Annotated in this window: 16 protein-coding genes; 7 read left to right on the top strand and 9 right to left on the bottom strand. The window is 65.9% G+C overall.

From position 1 onward, the window contains the following. Positions 1-71: 71 nt before the first annotated feature. The 7 genes from P273_RS0107685 (at position 72) to P273_RS10005 (ending at position 8669) form a co-directional block, all read left to right on the top strand. Positions 72-470 carry a hypothetical protein gene (locus P273_RS0107685; RefSeq protein WP_024627869.1) on the top strand — a complete coding sequence of 133 codons (399 nt, stop codon included), beginning with the start codon at positions 72-74 and terminating at the stop codon, positions 468-470. A gap of 47 nt (positions 471-517) precedes the next feature. Continuing rightward, entirely contained in the window at positions 518-2071 is a 1554-nt protein-coding gene (locus tag P273_RS0107680; protein WP_155804732.1) for an O-antigen polymerase, read from the top strand. A 97-nt stretch (positions 2072-2168) separates the two neighbouring features. Further along, positions 2169-3623 (top strand): SCO6880 family protein, encoded by a 1455-nt coding sequence (locus P273_RS0107675; protein WP_024627867.1) that lies wholly within the window; start codon positions 2169-2171, stop codon positions 3621-3623. After that, positions 3620-5194: a hypothetical protein gene (locus tag P273_RS0107670; RefSeq protein ID WP_024627866.1), complete on the top strand. Its 1575-nt coding sequence runs from the start codon at positions 3620-3622 to the stop codon at positions 5192-5194. The genes P273_RS0107675 and P273_RS0107670 overlap by 4 nt, the downstream gene beginning before the upstream one ends. Positions 5195-5203: 9 nt before the next feature. Then, a complete protein-coding gene (locus P273_RS0107665) occupies positions 5204-7126 on the top strand; it encodes a type IV secretory system conjugative DNA transfer family protein (protein ID WP_024627865.1) in 1923 nt (640 codons plus the stop codon). Then, positions 7123-7920: a hypothetical protein gene (locus P273_RS09600; protein ID WP_155804731.1), complete on the top strand. Its 798-nt coding sequence runs from the start codon at positions 7123-7125 to the stop codon at positions 7918-7920. The genes P273_RS0107665 and P273_RS09600 overlap by 4 nt, the downstream gene beginning before the upstream one ends. 17 nt (positions 7921-7937) lie before the next feature. Next, a complete protein-coding gene (locus tag P273_RS10005; protein WP_155804730.1) occupies positions 7938-8669 on the top strand; it encodes a hypothetical protein in 732 nt (243 codons plus the stop codon). On the opposite strand, the gene mobF is transcribed toward P273_RS10005, so the two are convergent. The 9 genes from mobF to P273_RS10060 all read right to left on the bottom strand — a co-directional run. Continuing rightward, positions 8552-12898, bottom strand: coding sequence for a MobF family relaxase (mobF, locus tag P273_RS0107645; RefSeq protein WP_024627862.1), 4347 nt, complete (start codon positions 12896-12898; stop codon positions 8552-8554). The two genes, P273_RS10005 and mobF, sit on opposite strands and share 118 nt — an antisense overlap. Position 12899: 1 nt before the next feature. Beyond that, positions 12900-13172: a hypothetical protein gene (locus P273_RS0107640; protein WP_024627861.1), complete on the bottom strand. Its 273-nt coding sequence runs from the start codon at positions 13170-13172 to the stop codon at positions 12900-12902. Then, complete coding sequence (locus tag P273_RS0107635) at positions 13162-14034, bottom strand: hypothetical protein (RefSeq protein WP_024627860.1); 873 nt, start codon at positions 14032-14034, stop codon at positions 13162-13164. The genes P273_RS0107640 and P273_RS0107635 overlap by 11 nt, the downstream gene beginning before the upstream one ends. 705 nt (positions 14035-14739) lie before the next feature. Beyond that, the gene (locus P273_RS09345) at positions 14740-15159 is read right to left on the bottom strand and encodes a hypothetical protein (RefSeq protein ID WP_034524981.1); all 420 of its coding nucleotides are present in this window, start codon (positions 15157-15159) and stop codon (positions 14740-14742) included. A gap of 468 nt (positions 15160-15627) precedes the next feature. Next, positions 15628-15840: a helix-turn-helix transcriptional regulator gene (locus P273_RS09335; protein ID WP_024627858.1), complete on the bottom strand. Its 213-nt coding sequence runs from the start codon at positions 15838-15840 to the stop codon at positions 15628-15630. 148 nt (positions 15841-15988) lie between these two features. After that, positions 15989-16327 carry a hypothetical protein gene (locus tag P273_RS0107620; RefSeq protein WP_024627857.1) on the bottom strand — a complete coding sequence of 113 codons (339 nt, stop codon included), beginning with the start codon at positions 16325-16327 and terminating at the stop codon, positions 15989-15991. Between the two features lie 15 nt (positions 16328-16342). Further along, the gene (locus P273_RS10000; RefSeq protein ID WP_155804729.1) at positions 16343-16516 is read right to left on the bottom strand and encodes a hypothetical protein; all 174 of its coding nucleotides are present in this window, start codon (positions 16514-16516) and stop codon (positions 16343-16345) included. Positions 16517-16700: 184 nt separating this feature from the next. After that, complete coding sequence (locus P273_RS0107610; RefSeq protein ID WP_155804728.1) at positions 16701-17351, bottom strand: hypothetical protein; 651 nt, start codon at positions 17349-17351, stop codon at positions 16701-16703. Between the two features lie 495 nt (positions 17352-17846). Next, positions 17847-18354 (bottom strand): hypothetical protein (locus P273_RS10060; protein ID WP_034524977.1); only part of this gene is annotated, 508 nt, incomplete at its 5' end.

Below are 18354 nucleotides of genomic sequence, written 5' to 3'. Positions count from 1 at the left end.
TGCCCGTCAGGGCGGCCGAAGAGCCGACCTACAGCAAAACAATCAACCAATCAATCAAGGAGTAGCAACAAATGCGTGTTCCATTCATCATAACGGCCGGGGCCCTGCCCCTGTCCTCCTCAGCCAGCCTGCTGAAGCTGGCCGACAGCGACAGCCCGCTGCACGACGTCAAACCCAAGTACGACTTCCCGTTCATCAAAACCCTGCTGGTATGGCTGGCCAACATCCAGGGCACGGCACTGATTGTTCTGGCCATCCTTTTCGTCCTCGCAGCCGCGCTTGCCATGGTAGGCAAGTTCACAGTCCATTCAGCCGTGATGCGCAACATCGGTGTCGGCCTGCTGATTGCGATTGTGGTTCTGGCCATGCTGGTCGCGAATGCACCCAGGATCATCGAATGGGCCGGATACCAGGATGTCCTGGGAGCGACCACGTCCATGGGTTCCATGCTGGTGCCCGGCCTGCTGTGAGGGCCGGCTTAAGCGGCTGAGAACATGAGCGAGGAAGGAGGCAAGCATTGGGTCCGTTAATCTCCATGGCCATCAACGCCCTGCTCGACTGGATGATCGACGGGGCGGTGAAGGCCTGGGAGACGGCCTGCAAGTTCGCCCTGCAGGCGGGCTCCATGAACGACAACCAGTGGCAGGTCGTGTCCGACACCGTGGGCAAGGTGTCCATGCCGATGCTGCTGCTTACGGTGATCTTCGCGGCGATTGCCATGATCAGGGAGCTGATAGCCGGCAACGTCGGCAATGTGTGGATTGTCTTCTTCCGCTCCATCCTGGCCTGGCCGCTCACCCTGTTCTCCATCTGGCTTGCGGTGATGGCGTCCAACCTTGCCACGTCGATGACCGGCAAGATACTGAACGTCGACATGACCGGAGGCAGCGGGGCGTTCTCGCTGCCGGCGTTCGACAAGCCCAACCTGTCCTCCCTGATGACGCTCATGGGGGGCCTGCTCATGGTGTTCATGATCCTGCTGATGATCGTCGGAGCCTGCTCGATCATCCTGTGCATGGCGGCCAGGACGTTCATGCTCATCATCATCCTGTCCTTCGCCGGGGTCGCGTTCATGTACCTGAACGACGCCAGCGCCAGGATCGCCCGCCGGTACCTCAAGTACGTCATCGGCATCATCCTGTACCAGCCGCTGTGCGCGGTGTTCATCTATATCACGGGCAGGCTCATGTCCGTGGACGGGATGAGCAACCCCATCAGCTTCTTCACGGGGGTTGTCGGGATGATCCTGGCATCGGTCATGCCCTGGGTCCTGGTCTCCATGGTGGCCAAGGCCGGCATACCCGTGTCCGAAGGGACCAAGGGCGTCGCCTCGGCAGGAGCCAAGACCGTAGGCACGGCCGGGAACGCCGTCAAGGCAGCGGTCAAGGTGGCCGTCCAGGCTCTGCTGCATGGCGGCGGGGCTGCTGGCGCGGCAGGCAAAGGCGGCGGTGCTGCAGGAGGCGCCGCAGGCTCCGCGCCGAAGATGAAGGGCCCAGCCGGCGCCGGAGGGCCGTCCTCGGCAGCGCCTGCTGCTGGCAGTGAGAGGCAGCATCAGCCGGAGCCGGCATCCGGAGCATCTGGGCCGACGGCGGAGGGAACCGGCAAGCAGCAGGCCCGTCCTGCGACGTCCAAGGCTTCCGCAAAGCCCTCCGGGGGCAGCGTCCTGCCTGTCAGGGACCATGCCCCGTCCGAGGGCGGCGACGAGGAGGAACCGGATCCAAACCAGGCCCCGCGCCCGAAGCCCCAGGAATCTCCGCTGCCCAAACCCAAAGGCCAGAGCACGGCGCCTGCTGTGTCCGGTCCTGACACGGGTTCCAGCCCTGCGCCTGCTCCCCAACCGGCCCTGGCCCCGCTTCCTGACTCCGGCGCTGGTTCCGCACCGTCCTCTGGTTCCGCACCGTCTCCGGAGCCTGCGCCTGCTCCCCAGCCTGCGCCGGCCTCTGCTCCTGACACCGAGCCGGCGCCGTCTCCGCCGGCCGGCGGAGGACCGCCGTCCGGCAGTGCAGGAGGCGGGGCTGCCGGTGGAGGACGCAATGGCCACCTGGCGGGCCCTAATCACAACGACGGGTAGCGGCGTTTCGGGCTGGCCGTGACGAGGCCAGACAGGCGGACGGGGCTGCGGCCCCGTCCGCGGACCATGAGTCAGCATTGCAATCAGAAGAGGGGAAATGAGCGAGGGAAACAAGGGGACCGAGCCTTACAGTGCGGCTTTCGCGCCGATGGTTCGGCAGAAGCTTTTATGGCATTGGTCGAAGCACCAGGTGGTTGTGGCGGCCGTATGCATTTCGATCATCATGTTCAATCTCACCTTGGCGCACGTGGATCTGTTCGCGCCGGTGAATCTTGCGTGCCTGGCTGTGCTGGGCGTGGATCTGCCCATTGTCAAGCGCATGAGCCTGTGGCAGCTTGCCGCCCTGCAGGCGGGCTTTCTGCTGAGGCGGGCTACGGGGGCCAGTCGGGCGACCATAAGCCCCATCACCGCCGGTGACACCGTGGCCCTGCTTGACGTGCCCGGCCCGGAGGGGAGAATCGTCAGGCCGTATGAGCTGGTCAACTCGGGCGAGATGAACGGGTCATGCTGGATATGGGATGCGGAAGGCTGCGAGGCCACCAGCATAATCCGATTCCGTTCGGCCGGTTCGGAGCTGGCCAAGAACGCGGTCAAGAACAGCCACGCCGACGCGTTCTCCATGGCCCTGCACTCCCTGGTGGATCATCCCGAGGTCGAAAGGGTCACCTTCCAGACCAGATCCCTGATTAAGCCCACCGATGTGACGGCCCCAGCCGGGGGCGGCTCTGAGGCGGAGCGCGATGTGCGGGCTTTGGAGACCGGCGCCCTGCGGACGGCCATGTACCACGACTACACGGTGACGGTCACCATATCGCCCGTGAAGCGGCTGGGCCGCCGGCCCACCGTTCAGGACACCGGCGATGCCCTGTTCGATGTGACCAGCAGGTTCATCGACATGCTTTCCCCCATCGTCGGCCCGGCGGGCCCCTTCAGGTGGCTTGACGCCCAGCAGGTGCGCGGCGACATGAAGTGCCTCAGCGACCCGGATGCGTATACGCTCCTCGACAAGGACGGGCGGCTTGACGACGACCAGCCGGTCTGGACCTCCTACGAGGAGTTCGCCGACTACATCAGGGTCGGCTCGACCTATGCCAGGACATACTGGATCGACCGCTGGCCGGAAGCCGAAAGCCCGGTCATCGCGGACTGGCTCGTCCAGCTTGACAGCTCGCCCGACACCAGGATGATCTTCACGCAGGCCTTCCACGCCCGCAACCAGAAGGAGGCCAAGACGGCCCTCGAAGAGGCCAGCAACGAAACCGGCGTCATGGACAAGTTCAACCAGATGCTGAACCGGCAGCCAGACACGCAGACTCTGGACGAGGCCAGGCTCATGGAGCGGCGCAAGCAGGAGAACACGAAGGAGCACGGCGACGTCGAATTCCAGGGGTTCGTCACCGTGCTTGCCAACTCGCAGGACGACCTGGACCGGGCCTGCCAGGACCTGCTTGCACGAACGGGCGGCTATGCCATGCACCTGGACAAGCAGATCAACCAGCAGCTGGCCCGCTGGGTGGGCGCGCTGCCGCTCGGCCTGGAGGGGCGCAGATGATCCGCGGCAGGAAGAGGAAGCCGCTGAACAGCGGAACCTACGGGTGCGTGCCCGTCAGGCCCGTCCTGCCGGTGAGGACCCTGGCCGCCATCGATGCCGACGGCGTCGTGGGCAGCGCCGGCATCACGACCCGATCCGGACGGCGCCTGCATCGGAAGGCCATGCGCGCAGCGGAGCGAGAACGGCTCTCATGGGATTCGGAGCTCGGCCAGCAGGCCCCCAAGACCAGCGAAGACACGGAAGGCAGGGAGCGGCTGCCCATGACCACATCAACCAACATGGGCTGGGTGCGGTACGCCCCGAAGATCCCCTGGCACATGGCCAGCGTATCCGAGTCGGGCATGCTCAGCCCCCTGGGCGTCTCCGGATGGCCCAGGCTTGAAGGCCCGGTCATAGGCCACAGCGTCATCAACGGCAACGTGTGGAGGTTCGACGCCTGGTCCCCGTACCGGTACGACGGCACAAGCGTCAACGGCTGGATCATCGGCACCATGGGCTCAGGCAAGTCCACGCTGCTGAAGGCCTTCACCACGCGTGAGACCACATCGCCATGGAACCGGCAGGTGCTCATAGAAGGCGACCCGAAGGGCGAGTGGGCGGCCGTGGCCCTGGCCAACGGCGGGCAGGTGGTCGAGGTGGGCAACGGCCGGTACCTCAACCCGCTGGACGTGGCGGAAAAGCCAGCCGCCGTCACGGACGAGGACTGGGCGAGCACGGTCTTCGGCCTGCGCGTGGGGGCCTTGGAGTCCATAGCCTCCGTGCTCAGGAAGGGCCGCGTCTTCGACCCGGGCGAGCGGGCCGTCGTCTCGGCGGCCCTGGCGGAGCTGCAGCGCAGGACGGCCGTGCCGACGGTGGCCGGGCTGACCGATCTGCTGGACAGCGAGTGGAAGCAGCGTGTGACCGTCCGGGGGATGCAGCGCAGCCAGGTGGAGAGGACCGCAAGCGACCTGACCATCATCTACAACACCCTTGTCGAAGGCGATCTGAAAGGCGGGTTCGAAAGGGAGTCCACCGTGGACCTGGACCCGTCCGCCCCGATGATCGTGTTCAACACGGGCAGCGTGGGAAGCGGCGAGGATCTGCGCAAGCGGCTCTACAACGCCTGCATGAACTCGGCCGTGGACCGGCTCTGCTACAGCCATGACGGCCGGTTCAGGATCATCGTCGCCGAGGAGGGATACGAGCTTCTGCAGGATCCCGCGCTGGTGAAGGCGTGGCAGAAGAGGATGCGCCTGTGCGGCGACCTGGGCACGTCAAGCTGGATGCTCATGCACGAGCTCCAGGACATCGAGAAGTTCGCGCCGGAGGGATCCGACCATCTCAAGCAGATCAAGTCGATCCTCACCCTGTCGGGCGTTCAGATCATCTACAGCCAAAGCCCGGCCAGCCTGAAGGCCATGGGGTCGATCCTGGGAGACGACCTGTCGGAGACGGAGCTGCTGACCATCGAGCAGCTCCCCGCCCACTGGGGCCTGTGGAGGGTCGGCAAGCAGATAAGGGACGTCGTCCAGGCGGACATGGGCCGGGAGGCGTTCCAGCTATTCAGGACGGATGCGAACCGTGCAGGATAGGAGCGGGATATGAACGGTAATGGCGTTGTCCAAGGGTCCGGCCGGCGTGACGCCGGGCCGGAGCAGATGGAGCGTAAGACGAGAATCGTCGGCGTATGGACGAGCTTTTTGGGCACGGGGCTCGGCCGCTGGGTGAAGGAGCACACCGAGTTCGTGGACAGTCTCGGCTCAGGCTCCCCGAAGGGTTCCAGGGCGCTGTTCTTATGGACGGTGGCCCTGCCTTCTCCCATAATGATCCTGCTGCTCTTCATCGTGCCGGGAGCAGCGTTCACGGTGTACCTGCTGCTGGTTGCGGGCCTGGGGCTGCTGTCCATCGTGTTCTGGCAGGCCTATAACGGCAGCGAACAGCAGGACAGGGACGCGTTCGACACGAACCGGCATCTCATGGACCGGCGCGAAGCAGGATACCGGCTGAGCGGATGGTCGCTGTCCCGCAAGGCCGACAACGCCCTTCCCGCCACCAGGGCGGCCCTGGATGCGGATGCCCGCACCAGGGGGGAAAGCATCAGCCCGCGAAAGCTTGGCGTGCGCATCGGCGAATGCCATGGGAGGGGTGCGTGGATCTCCACCGAGACCCCGCTGTATGTGCTTGCATCCACCAGGACCGGCAAGACCACCAGCGTCATCATCCCGATAGTGATGGAGGCGCCGGGGCCGGTCATCACCACATCCTCCAGGATGGACGTGATCGAGGCGACCCTCGCCATGAGGCGCGACGGGTTCCGCACCAGCGGGCGCGAGGACTATGCGGGAGGATCCCCGCAGCATGGCCAGTCGGAGGTCTGGATATTCGACCCGACAGGCATATGCACGGACCCTTCCTACGCCCCCTACGCCATCAACTGGGATCCGGTGGCTGCCTGCATCGACGACCGGAGGGCGCTCAATCTGGCCAGCGCCATCGTGGGCACCGCCGATCTGAAAGGCGACAATGCCAACTGGGCGCATATCGCCACCACCATAGTGCGCAGCCTGCTCGCGGCGGGGGCCGTCAGCGGCAAAGGGCTTGACGACGTCTACTTCTGGTCGCAGAGCATGGACGGCATCATCGCCGCAGCGAACATACTGAAGAACTGCCAGGACGACGACCTGCGGGGGCTGGCGGCGCCCCTCCAGGCCCTGATGGATGACGACCAGCGCACGCGAAGCAACAAGATGCTCTCGGTCTCCACGTCCTTCGAAGCGCTGGGAATCAAGTCCATACGGCAGTGGCTGCGCCCCGACCCCGACAGGGAACGGTTCGACATGAGGAGGTTCCTGTCCGGGCGGGGCACTGTGTACATGCTTTCCCCGCTGCGCAGCACCCAGGGCGAGGCGGCGGCGAACGAGGCCGTGTTCGCCAGCATGTTCCTGAGCGAAGCCAGGGACATGGCCAGGCAGATGGCTGCTGAGAGCGGGTTCGGCAAGCTGGAGCCTCCCCTGTCGCTGGTGCTGGACGAGGTGGCCAACATCACCCCCTGGGAGGGCCTGCCCCAGCTGTTCACCGCCGGCTCGGGCGACGGGATATGGTCCGTGGCCGTGGTTCAGGCGCGCAACGCGGCACGCGCCGCCTTCGGGGACGGCGAGGAGAAGCAGATGTGGGACAATTCGCAGAAGCTGATAGGCCCCGGACAGTCCACGTCGGAAGTCCTGCAGGGCATCAGCGACCTGGTGGGCGAATATGACGAGAACCGCAGCGATCTGTCCTTCAACGGCTTCAACGGGGCGGGCCTGCTCTCCAGCCTCGGCTTCCTGCCCAGGACGGAGCGCAGGAAGGCCCTCCCGGTGGACTCGGTGCGGCGCATCCCCATGGGCCGGTTCCTGCTTGTCTCCTCGAACGCTCGGCCTGCCGCGGTGACGACAGTGCCTTATTGGCGCAGGGGATGGCATCGATGCAGCAGCGTGGATGCCCGGTCCATCGGCCGCGGCCATGCGGAAAGCGTGTTGCGATGAGCAAAGGGAAAGCGCCCCGCTCCGAAATGGGCGCGGGGCTTCATGAATTCGAACGGCGGCACGGGGCTCTGGCGGCACTGGCGTACACGGCTGCGGCCGCCGTCCTTGTGGGCCTCCTGTTCCTGGTCGGGGTCATCCAGTTCCCGGGGCCGTCCTCGCCCTCGCAGGCGCATCCCTCCCCTGCGGCGTCAAGCGCCGGCGGAGCGAAGGCCCGCAGGGCCCAGGCCCGCACCATGTCGGCAACGCCCGGCCAGCCGGCCGGCGACTGGAGGGAGCGGCCCGGCAGGAAAGCCAAGGAGCTGATGGACCGTATGACGGACACGATGGACACGCGGCTGGGCGTCAACGACGACACTCTGCGCACCGAAGTGGCCTTCCAGGAGTCCGACACCGGATCCGCCTACTCCAAGAGCGAGCAGGCGTTCACGGATGCGGTCAAACAGGCTGGCGCCGAGCCGCCCAGGGACGCCGCAGAGGCCGACAGGATGTGCAGCCGGCTTGACCGGCTCTACAGCGACTGGCAGGGCCAGGCCTGGGCTGCGGCGAACACGGCCCTCGACAGCCAGATCGATCAGATGATGGCCTCGGCCGAGCTCGGGCGCTCCTACCTGAAGCAGCACAGGGACTATCCTGCCTCCTGCTCCTTATACACGAAGGCGAACGTCGCCACCGGAGGATCCTCACAGGAGGACATCGAGCGCAAGGTGGGGGCCATCAGGGCCTTCAACGAGGCGTTCAGCAGGTGCGCGGCCGACATGAGCCCGGAGCAGGCATCGCGCATGCCGCAGAAGTGAACGGAGGGAGGCCGCCGATGAATGAGCCTGCGCCAGGGCCCCAGGACCCGCAGGGTCCTGAGAGGATGTGGAAGGCCGCCCAGTCGGCGGAGGATCTGGATATGTCAGCGCTGCCATGGCGGTTCGACCAGAGGCAGAGGCATGTGCGCACGGCCGAGCAGGTGGCCGGCTTCGCCGAAATGCTGTGCCAGATCGACCAGAGGATGGATGCTGCGCTGCCGGCCTGCTGGATGCGCCACGGGTACCTGTTCGCCCTGATGGACGCCCTCAGAAGCGAATACGTGTTCGCCTACCTTGAAACCCCCCACAAGAGCCCGAAAAGCCCGCGCCATTCCTACATGCAGACCAGGTTCTGGATGGACGAGAACTCGATCCTGCAGATGGTCAAGGACTATGCCTCTGCCAGGTCGCTGGGCAACCCGGACGCGGACAAGCACGAGAGCGGCCAGTATTCGAAGAAGACCAGTGACAGGCGCGAAAACGAGAAGAGCCTGGGCATCGATGCCGCGGAATGCTTCCCCTGGGACGCGAACGACCTGGCCGGCCAGGCCGAGCCGGCCGCAGGGCCGGCCAGGGACGCCGCAGAGGCCGCCTGGGGCCAGGACGATCTGGGGTTCGACGGCCGGCAGGATCAGGATATGCCCGGCGAGCCGATGCCAGGGTTTGAAGGCGATGCAGGCCCGGAGGGCGGCGCATACGATTCACCCTGGCTTGACGGGGACGACTTCTCCAGCCAGGATTCCGCCTGACGGCGGTGCTCGATGTCGAGCCCCTGAAGGATGGAGCCGGCACGGCCGGGCTCGGAGGAGCCCTCCATCATCTCCTGCCACAGAGGCTTCATGGTCCCGTCCTCTCCAAGCAGGCGCATCTGTCCGCGCTCCGCAGGCGTCAGCGCCCTCCACACGCCCGTCAGGTCGGCGCCTGGCCTGGCTTTCACGATGATTCTGGCCGGGGCGTCCGGGCGGATGTCCCTGATGCGGCGGATGGTCCCATTGACGTTGCGGGCATCCACGGGGATCCGGATCTTTCCTGACGGCTCCTGGCCGCCGGTGTAGTCCAGGATGATGCCTCTGCCGGCTTTCACCGCCATCTCGCTGCCGTGGGCGATCTGTCGAGGGGGGTCCTGCCTGGCTGTCAGCGCATCCGGGTCCGGGGGCCTGCGCCGGTAGGCGGCTATTTTGCGTCGGATGTTGCGCTGCCACCCGTCGGTTTCTCCGGATGCGCCGAACGGCCGCTTCGGGTCTGTGATGTGGTGTACGGCCCTGTATGAGATGATCTCGCCGGAGATTCTGGCGTAGTCGGGGCCTCTGGGCGAGCCGAGCGGCGGCTCGGGGCCGAGGGCCTCTTCCGGCCAGGGGCCGTAGCCGCCGTCGAAGGCTCCGCTCAGGTCCGGCTTCGATTGGCTGAGCATCACGCTCTTCTCGCAGAGCTTGCAGGTCTGGTTCATCAGTTCGATGACCCTGGCTTGATCCTGCGGCGCATCCTCGTCGGGTATCAGGTGCGGCTGTGCTTCGCTATGGTCGAGCTCGCCGGGCGAGAGCATGTTGGCGATGTCGATGGCTTCGCCGTGTTCGGAGGTCCTGGCTATATGGTCGGCCTTGCGCGGGCCCATGTCCTCTCTGGCCTGCGCGTAGGCATCCAGCATGGTCCCGTACCCGGGGTCCTCCTTCAGCCTGTCTAGGTCGCCTTTGTCAAGGACGTCGCTGAGCTGACGCTCGGAGAGGATCCGCCGGTAGGCGTTCCATTCGTGCTGCAGCCGCTCCCCGGAGTATATGGTCTGCCTGTACTGGCGCGCCCATTCCGAGGCGAAGCGGCCTGTCTGCGTATGCTCCATGACCTTGTGCAGGGTGAACATGGCCTGCTGGTGCGGGGTGGGCAGCAGTTCCTCGGCCGTGTACCATTCCTTGCCCGGCTTCGGCCCGTTCTGCTCGTCCCAGAGCTTCCTGTGCTCGATCTTCTCGTAGCGGGTTTTGTTGCGCAGCTTCCAGGCTGCCAGCTCGTACGTGTCCTCGGTGCCGACCATCATCTCCTTGATGTCCTTGGTGGCCACATACACGTCGTTGCCTTCGCGGCCTCGCGTCATGGCCACATACAGCGTATTGGCGGTGGATATGCCCTCCTGGCCCTGGGGGATGTAGTAGTAGCCGCGGTCGACGGTCTTGCCCTGGCTCCTGTGCGGGGTGACCGCATAGCCGCCTATCACGTTCTTGTCCACGTAGCTGGCCGGCAGGATCACGCCGTCGCCTTCCCGACCGGCGGGATGGCAGCGGATCGCCCCTCCGGATGTTTCGTCTACCGTCCACAGGTCGTTGTTGCGCACGTAGCCGCCCTGGCTGGTACGGATGCGCCGGTCGTTGGTCCTGGTGCAGATGATGTCGCCTCTTCCGGCCGTTGACCCGTCCGACAGGATGATGCGGCGGCGTGGGTCGCTTTCCACGCTTCCCGATGCCTGCCTCCGGCGGCTGATCCGCTCGTTCATGTCGGAGATGCCTTCGTTGCTGCCCACGATCAGCAGCGAGCTGACGCCTGAATCGTAGTCGTTCGCCACCTTCCCGATCAGCTCCTCCTCGATGGCGTCGGCCTGGCCGGCATGGATGCGGCCTTCGGCGTCGTATGCGTGCAGGGCGTAGAAGTCCTTGGTGGCCTTGTCCTGTCTGCCCGACCGCAGCAGCTTGCTGAGCGAGGCCTCGTTCTCGTTCTTGAAGCGCCAGATGCTTTCCAGCATGTAGGTCTTGCTCTTCTGGTGGGCGATCCAGGTGAATGCACCGGCGCCTCCGCCAACCGTGTTGAGCTGCTTGTCGTCGCCCACCAGGATCATCTTCGCATGCTTGATGTCGCACAGTTCGGACAGCTGCTGCAGGTCGAACGTATTGGCCATGCCTGCCTCGTCGACGATCACGATGCCGTTTTCGGGGATGGTGAGGTTCCTCTTCTCCGCCTGCAGGCCGGCCAGCCTCTGCCTGACGCGTTCCCGATGACGGTACCGGCCGATCATGTTCCTGGGGTTGAGCCTTAGCAGGCTCTTCCAGTCCATTCCGTCGAGGCTGCGGTATTCCGCTTCGGCTGCCTCGATCCGCTTGTCCAGGCTTCCGTGCCTGTCCTCGTACATCAGCTTGGCCAGGGTGTCGGCTGGCACGCCCAGGCTTGCTCCGAGCTCCTGCGCGGCCACGGCCGTCGGCGCGAACGCCACGACCTGTCTTCCGCCGGGCCGTGATGCCACATCGGCCAGGCATCGCAGGGTCGTGGTCTTGCCGGTTCCGGCCGGTCCTGCGAGGGCGACAATCGTCTTCTCGCTGGACAGCAGGCCCACCACGGCTGCCTTCTGATCGTAGGCCAGCGGATGCTTGTACCTCCGCCTGTCGGATTGGGCTTCCTGGACTGCCCTGGCCAGCATGGTCTCGTTCCATTCCGGAGGCGGCTTGTAGACGCCGGCCGCAGCGTGCATCTTGAATCTTCCCTCGGCAGCAAGCAGCTCCTTGGTCGCATACACGTTGCCTTCCGGATCGTCGGTGACCGCCCGCTCCCCGTTGACGGCTATGCCGGCGTCCCGCAGCTGATCATCGCTGAGCGCGTATTTGCCCGGATCGACCAGGACGAGGTTCTTCTTCTCCTCCTCGACCAGAAGGTCCGTCAGCTGGTCGCGCTGCCCTTCTTTCAGCCGGAGGCCCCTGGTGAGCCGTTCGGCCGCTGACCGAATCACGTTCTCGCTGATGGTGGTCGTGTTGTAGGAGGTCTCCAGGTGCATGGCGTTGAAGGGATCCTTGAGGTCCTCTTGTCTCCATTTGATGTCCCCATGCATGCTCTGCAATGCGGCGGTGTCGGCGATGGAGGCGCGCAGCAGCGCGGCCAGCCATGCCGCAGGCTCCTGTTTGTCGCCGGCTACCTCCCCCTGCTCGATGATCCTGCGGGCCTGCTCTATGATGTGCGGCTGTTCGAGCAGGGCCTTGATGTCCATGTTCAGCCCGCCCCGCCCGATGGTGTCCTGCACGATGCGCTGCGGATCGTAGCCGAGCATGACCAGCTCCTCGTTCCATTCGTCCATCAGCTCATGCAGCGATTTGGGATCCTTGGGCTTGGCTTTGCGCGACAGCCTCCAGGCTCGCTGGTGCAGCTTCCGCAGCATTGACTGCGTGGGCTCGATGCCCTCGGCGCGCAGCTTCTCCACCTCCTTGCTGACCCGCTGGTTGATTTCGGCGTTGCGCCGGCTGAAGGCGTCTATCAGCTGGTCGTCGATGCCGACCAGGTCGTATACGCAGCTCTTCATGCCCGGCACTTTGCGCTGCCGCCATTGCACGCCCAGGCTCGCGGTCATTTTGTCCATGAAGAGGTTGGTGTGCCGTTCGCTGATGGCGACTGCGGCGCTGTACAGCGCCTTGCCGTCCAAGGCCCCGGTGCTGCCGTCGGCACGCTTGACGATGTTCGAGATGAGGACGTGGTCGTGCAGGTGCGGGTCCCCTTCCCGGCTGTCCCAGTGGGTGAAGTCGACGGCGATGATGCCTGCGGCGTGACGCTTCACTATGCCGTCCTTGCCTGTCCTCGAATAGGCTTCATGGCTTTCGAACCAGTCGATGCTTTCCTTGACGGCCTCCTTATGGCAGCGCATGATGGTTCGGCGGACGTAGGGGTCGCCCGCCGCCCAGAGGATGTCCACGCTTTTGGGAAGGGTGAAGGTCAGATCGTATCCGGCCACGGCCTCGCCGGCCTCGATGCTCTTGCGCCCGATTCTGCTGAGGCTGCGGCCGGTGTCCGGGTCGCAGAGGTTGTCGTAGACGCGGCTGATGTCGACCTTGGAGGCGTGGAAGCCTGCCTGCCTGTGGATGACGCCAAGGCCCTTGCCCATCCACATGCCTGGAGGGGTTCCCGGGGTGTTGTAGTAGCCGGCCATGCCGCCGCCATGGTCGGTGGCCACGTCCTCAACCGTCTGCGTGTAGTACTTGGTGCTCGTGCCCGCCATGAGCTTGGTGAGGCTGGCGGCCATGTCAGATCACGGGCTCCGCTTGGCCGAGGAAACCATCCTCCGGGGTGGCGGACTGCCCCGGCAGGGCGGGCGCAACGGGAGCGGCGGACTGCTCCTGGGCCGGCTGGGGATTCTCGCCTGCCTCGGCGCTCTGGTTCTCGACCGATTTCCGGCATTGCGTGATGACGGCGGCAACGCCTCTGAACCCGTTGCGGCTGGCGGTGCCTTTGCTCCAGCCGTGCCGCTGCAGAATCTCCTGGTACAGCTGCTCGTACTCCTTCGTGTCACGGATCATCTGGCTCGCCCTCTGGCCGAGCTGGTCCCTCTCCTTGTCCAGGGCCTTCACTGTCGCCTTGCGCTCCTCTATCTGCTGGAGCAGCCTGGCTATCACCGGGTCGTTGTTGGCTGATGTCATGGTTCTTTGTCCTTTCCTTACCTTGTTTTTGGGCAAAATCTCGCAGGGCCATGCGCAGGGGCTCCGCCTCAGTGCCGTCCAGCGGCAGTTCGGTTCCGGTCTGCTGCCTGTGGTCGTTTTGCATGTCCTCAAGCGCCAGGTATGTGGCGTACTGCGTGTACTGGCTCATGAGGCTGTTCAGGCGCGACTGGTAGTCCTGGTCGAGGTCTCGGATCCATTCGGCCGACCGGCGCTGGGCTATGGCCTTGCCCCGCTGCTCGCGCCAGCGTTGTTTGACTTGCTCGACCTCCGCGCTTTGGCGTTCTATCGTGCCGCGGTTCTTGCTTGACCAGTCCTCCATGATCCGCAGGAAGGAGTCGTGCTGGTTCAGCATCCTCGCGGATGGGCTGCGCCTGTTGATGACCAGGACGCCGGCGCCCATGAGTTCGCTCAGGTCGTCGGCCAGTGTCTGGATGGTTCTCCTCAGCATGGAGTTTTCGCGGGCCATCCGCCGTCGTTCGGCGGACTCGTATTCGATGGTCTCCTCCTGGCGGCTGATGGTGTCCCGGAGGATCCTGTTGTCGGCGTCCCTGTCGGCGGCCTGGTTCAGGGCATCCTTGTCCTTGTTCCGGTAGTAGCTGTTCCTGCACTGCACCGAGCAGAACCGCTGGATGTACTTCTTGCCCTTGGCCGGCAGGTACGGCTTGCCGCACCACAGGCAATGGCCCACATAAAGGCCGTCCATCTCGCTTGTTTCGTGCATTGGCCCCCACACAGATTTCCGACTTGACACTTGTCCCTGCAGCCGAATTTTATCAGGTTTGCGCATCGTGCGCAGAATTTGGCGTTATTTCAACGATAACACCGGATTTTCCGCATTTTAATGCAAGATGTCCATCTCTTGAATTGGGTCATTTTATGGCTTGTCTGGATGTGATTACTGTCTGTGCTGGTTGGTGTGGGTCTGAGCTGGTTGGTGCACTTAGGGTGTGGTTGGTGATGGTGGTGGTGAAGATGGTGGTTTCGTGATTGCTGGTGGGTCTGGTGCTTGGGTGGTTACGTTTGGTGGGCTGTGGTTACTGGTGCTTTATGGATGTGGCGGGCTGGTTTTCGGTTCCTTTAGGGGCTGACTGGGAATGCTTGTTTCGGACTGCGGCAGTGCTTGCGGTGCGCATGCCCGGCTTTGCCTTTTTCTGCTGGCTCCGGCAGGCGTGTGCCGCGTGCATGGCGGGCTCGGGCGAATAGGTTTTGTGGCAAGCGTTCTGCGGGGCGCGTTGTTTGCGCCCCGCAGAATGCGCGGCAGCCGATGATCGACCTGATTCAGGTCGCCGGGGTGTGGGGCGGGAGCCCCGCCGTCAGTGGCGGGCTTGGCCTTTTGCGCCGGGCTTTGCCGCGCGTCTGCCGGCGGGGCATGCGAAGGCGCCCCCGTTCCGGCTGTGGCCGGGGCGGGGGCGCCTGTGCTCGGATGTCAGTCCGCGATGTCGGCGAGGCTGTTTACGGGGCGCGGGCGGTAGGGGTTTGTGTCGTCCCTGTCGGCGGCGGGCTGTTCGTCGCCCCAGACCAGGTCCATGACGTTGTGCGTGGCGAAGAGCCGGCGGGCGGTTTCGGAGTTGTTCAGCGCGGCGCGGACGGAGTCGGCCGTGCCGGCGAACACGGCCAGCCAGATGTGGCCTCCGGCCAGGCGGCGGGCTTCGGTCTTGCTGACGGTCTTGCCGGCCTTGCGCATGGCGCGGACGCGCTTGCGCAGTTCGCGGACGGCGTCCAGGCGGATCTGCTCTTTGGTCATGCCGATGTAGCCGGTCGGGTCGGCCAGGTAGGCGACGTCGCCCATGCTCAGGCTGGCAAGGTACTCGCTGCGGTTGTTGTTGTGCTTGGCGAAGATGCTCATTTCGGCTCCTAATGCTGTGCTGTTGCTCGGCCTGCCACGGCCGGTGGCCTTTCCCTGACCACACTTCTATATTACCACAGTTGTGGTAGTTGTCAAGCCGGACGGGACTTTTCTGCCGGACTTTTCCCGCGGGGCCGCGCCGGACTGCAAACGGAACGACCAGCCAGGCCCATCCACCCAGCTTCCTCCTCGATGACACGCTTCGAACCGGACGGGCACCCGACGATCCCTCCCCCGCACGACCCGGGGACCCTCCCTCGCTCGGCCTGCTTCGAAACCTGCACGCCCAGCCGGAGGGATGCAACGGCATGCTCGCCCCGCACACCCGACCCTGCCCGGCACCACCCAACTCCGGCAGGCCACCCAACCACCCCCCCCCCACCCCTTGCGCATTTGTGCAGGGGCTATGCATGAGGGCCGCATGAGGGCCGCCGGCTTAACCCCCTGGGGGCCCTGGCGGGGGGGGGCTCAGAGCAGGTCCTCGATGGTGCAGTCCAGCGCCCTGGCCAGCTTGAGGGCCGTGGACACGCGGCTGGAGCTGATCGACCGCCAGCCGGTCTCGAAGTTGCTGATGGCCTGGTACCGGACGCCGGCGCGCTCGGCCAGCTGCTCCTGGGTGAGGCCGAGCTCGGCGCGCCGGCGCGCGAGCTTGCTGCCATCGGTGTTTGATTGAGTGCTCATTGCGGATCCTCCTTGCCTGCCGTGCCCCGGGCCCAGCATACCGCAGCTGTGGTAGGTGCCGTCCGGGCGGGGCGGCTATGATGATGGTGGCTCTAATGCTGAGGGCCGGGCGTGCCACCGCCCGGCCCATTTTCATGCCTGCGCCCGTTCAGGCCAGGCTTATGCGCACCAGGGCCCCCGGCACGTCGGGGATGGAGTCGGCCTCCCACCCGTCGACGCCGGCCTGGCTCATGATGCGGGCGATGTCCGGGGCGCGGTAGGTGCCGAACTCGTAGATGACCCCCCAGCGGTTGACGGTGCGGCCGATGCGGCCGGGGTTGCCGGCCGTGCGCTGGTCCATCTGCTGGCAGAGGGCGCGCAGGGCGCGCATCTGCGCGTGGTCGTCGTCCTCGATCACGGTGCGCCGGCGGCAGGCGCTGACCTGCTGCCAGCCCAGGGCGTCGAGGTCGTCAGCCGGCTTGCTGATTTCCACGGTGATGGTGTGCATGGGGTCCCGGTCCTTTCAGATCTGGTAGGAGACGCGGCACAGCAGGGCGCACAGCCCGATGAGGGCGATGCTCTGCACCCTGTCGGCGATGAGCGCCCGGGGGGTCGGCCTGCGGAGCAGGTCGGCGTGCGGGCCGGCCCCGTTGGGGGCGCTGCGGACGATTCTGTGTGCGGTGGTGTTCTTGGTCATGTCATGCTCCTTTGTCTTGGCGGCTGGGCGGCCGTTGTGTGGTGTGTGGTGAGCCTGGCATGCCCCGCGCCTGCCTGGCGCAGTATGATGGGCATGTCGGCTCCGTTGGATGCGGCTGGGCGGCCTTTCCATATGATCCGGCGGTGGCCGCGCGCTGGCACGCGCGGCCGTTTTCGTCTTCCGTTCACTTCATCCAGTCGGGCTGGGCTCCGGCGGGGCCATTGGCGGCCGGCTGGGCCTGCTGCTGTTGTGCCGGGGCCGGCTGCGCGAGAGCCGGGGCCGGGGCCTGCTGTGCCGGGGCCTGGGCCTGCTGCTGTTGTGCCGGGGCCGGCTGCTGTTGTGCGAGAGCCGGGGCGCCTGGCCGGGCGGTCTTCGGCCAGGATTCGGCAGGAGCCTGCTGCTGGGCCGCCGGCCGCTGGCCATAGCCGGGAGCCTGCTTGCGGCTGTTGGCCTGGTCGATGAAGTTCTGCCTGAGCGGGTCGGGGCACAGGCTCCGGCCGTCCACGCGGATGCGGGCGTGGGGCTGCTGGTCGTCGCGGCCTATCCAGGTGTCGGGCTCGTCGTCGAGGTAGCCGGTGCCGGTCACGGGGTCCTTCTGGCTGATGGTCCGGTCGGCGATGAGCTGGTGGATGGCCTGGGCGGTGCGGCCCCAGTAGACGACGGTGATGGAGTCGTAGTTGGCGGCCTGCTGGCGGTTGCCCTGGGCGTCCTTCCAGCTGTGCCGGTCGTAGACCCTGATGGACAGCCGGGCCTTCCTGCCGGGGGCGGGCTCGGTGAAACGGGTGTCCCCCAGGAAGCCGCTGAAGCTGATCATGCCGCTGATTGTCGTTGCCATTTCGTGTACCTCTGTTCGTGTTCCGGGCCTTGGCCGCCCGGTGGGGAACCCTTCCCCTTACCACACTTATAATAATACCACAGTTGTGGTAGTTGTCAAGCCGGAATCGGCAGATTTCCAACGTTTTTCGGGGGGGCGGGACGTGTGTGCGAACGGCCTGCCGGAAGCGGCCCGGAGGCTCCCCCTCCCCTCCTCGGTGACATGTTTCGGACCCGGCGCATGCGGTGGGCGGTGCGGCCCTGCACGGTGCGCGGCGTGTGCTCGGCCTGGGCTTCACCCCGGGGTCCGCGTGCGGATCGGGACGCGGCAGGCGCAGCCCTTGTGGCATGCTGGTGGGCCGCAAGGGCATAGCCCGGCGTGGACCGGGACGCTCCGGCCCCGGGCCGGCTGTGAGTGGCCCCCTGCGGGGGCCGGGAGCAGTCGGCTTTCGCGCCCTCCTGTCCGGCCGGTCCGGTGGGCTGGGCGTGCGCCGGACCGGGGAGGGGGCAGGGCCGGCTAGCGGATTCTGCTCCACGGGGAGGGGCTGCCGAAAGCGACGAGCTGGCGGACGAGGTCGGCGAGCCTGTTGCTGGGGTCGTCGTCCAGGGCCATCAGGGCCTTTTCCTCGGCTTCCGCGTAGCGTTCAGCAAGCCAGTAGAGGGTGGCCTGGATGGCGTGGGGCTGGGCCTGCTGGGCCGGCCGGGCGGCGGCGATGCGGTCGAGCAGGCGGGCGGCCTGGTCTATCCGGTCGGAGGGGACGGGCCGGGGCGGCCTGCTGAAGCTGTTCGCGAGCCGCATGCCCAGCGGGGATGCGGGGTCGGGGTTGGCCAGGTAGGCGTTGAGGTCCTCTTCTGGCATGCCGGGGTCGATGACGAGGTCGACGAGCATGTCGCGCTGGGTCAGGTTGGTCTGGATGGTGAGGCTGATTTGCTTCGCCTGGCTGTCGGTCAGGGGCTCGCTGGTGTCGAGGGCGTGCCGCCATGCGGCGAGGGCCTTCTGGTCGTCGGCCAGGCTTGGGTTGGTG

The organism is Bifidobacterium sp. A11, from assembly GCF_000499185.1.
Lineage (GTDB): Bacteria > Actinomycetota > Actinomycetes > Actinomycetales > Bifidobacteriaceae > Bombiscardovia > Bombiscardovia mizhiensis.
This window is presented reverse-complemented; position numbering and strand designations above follow the sequence as displayed.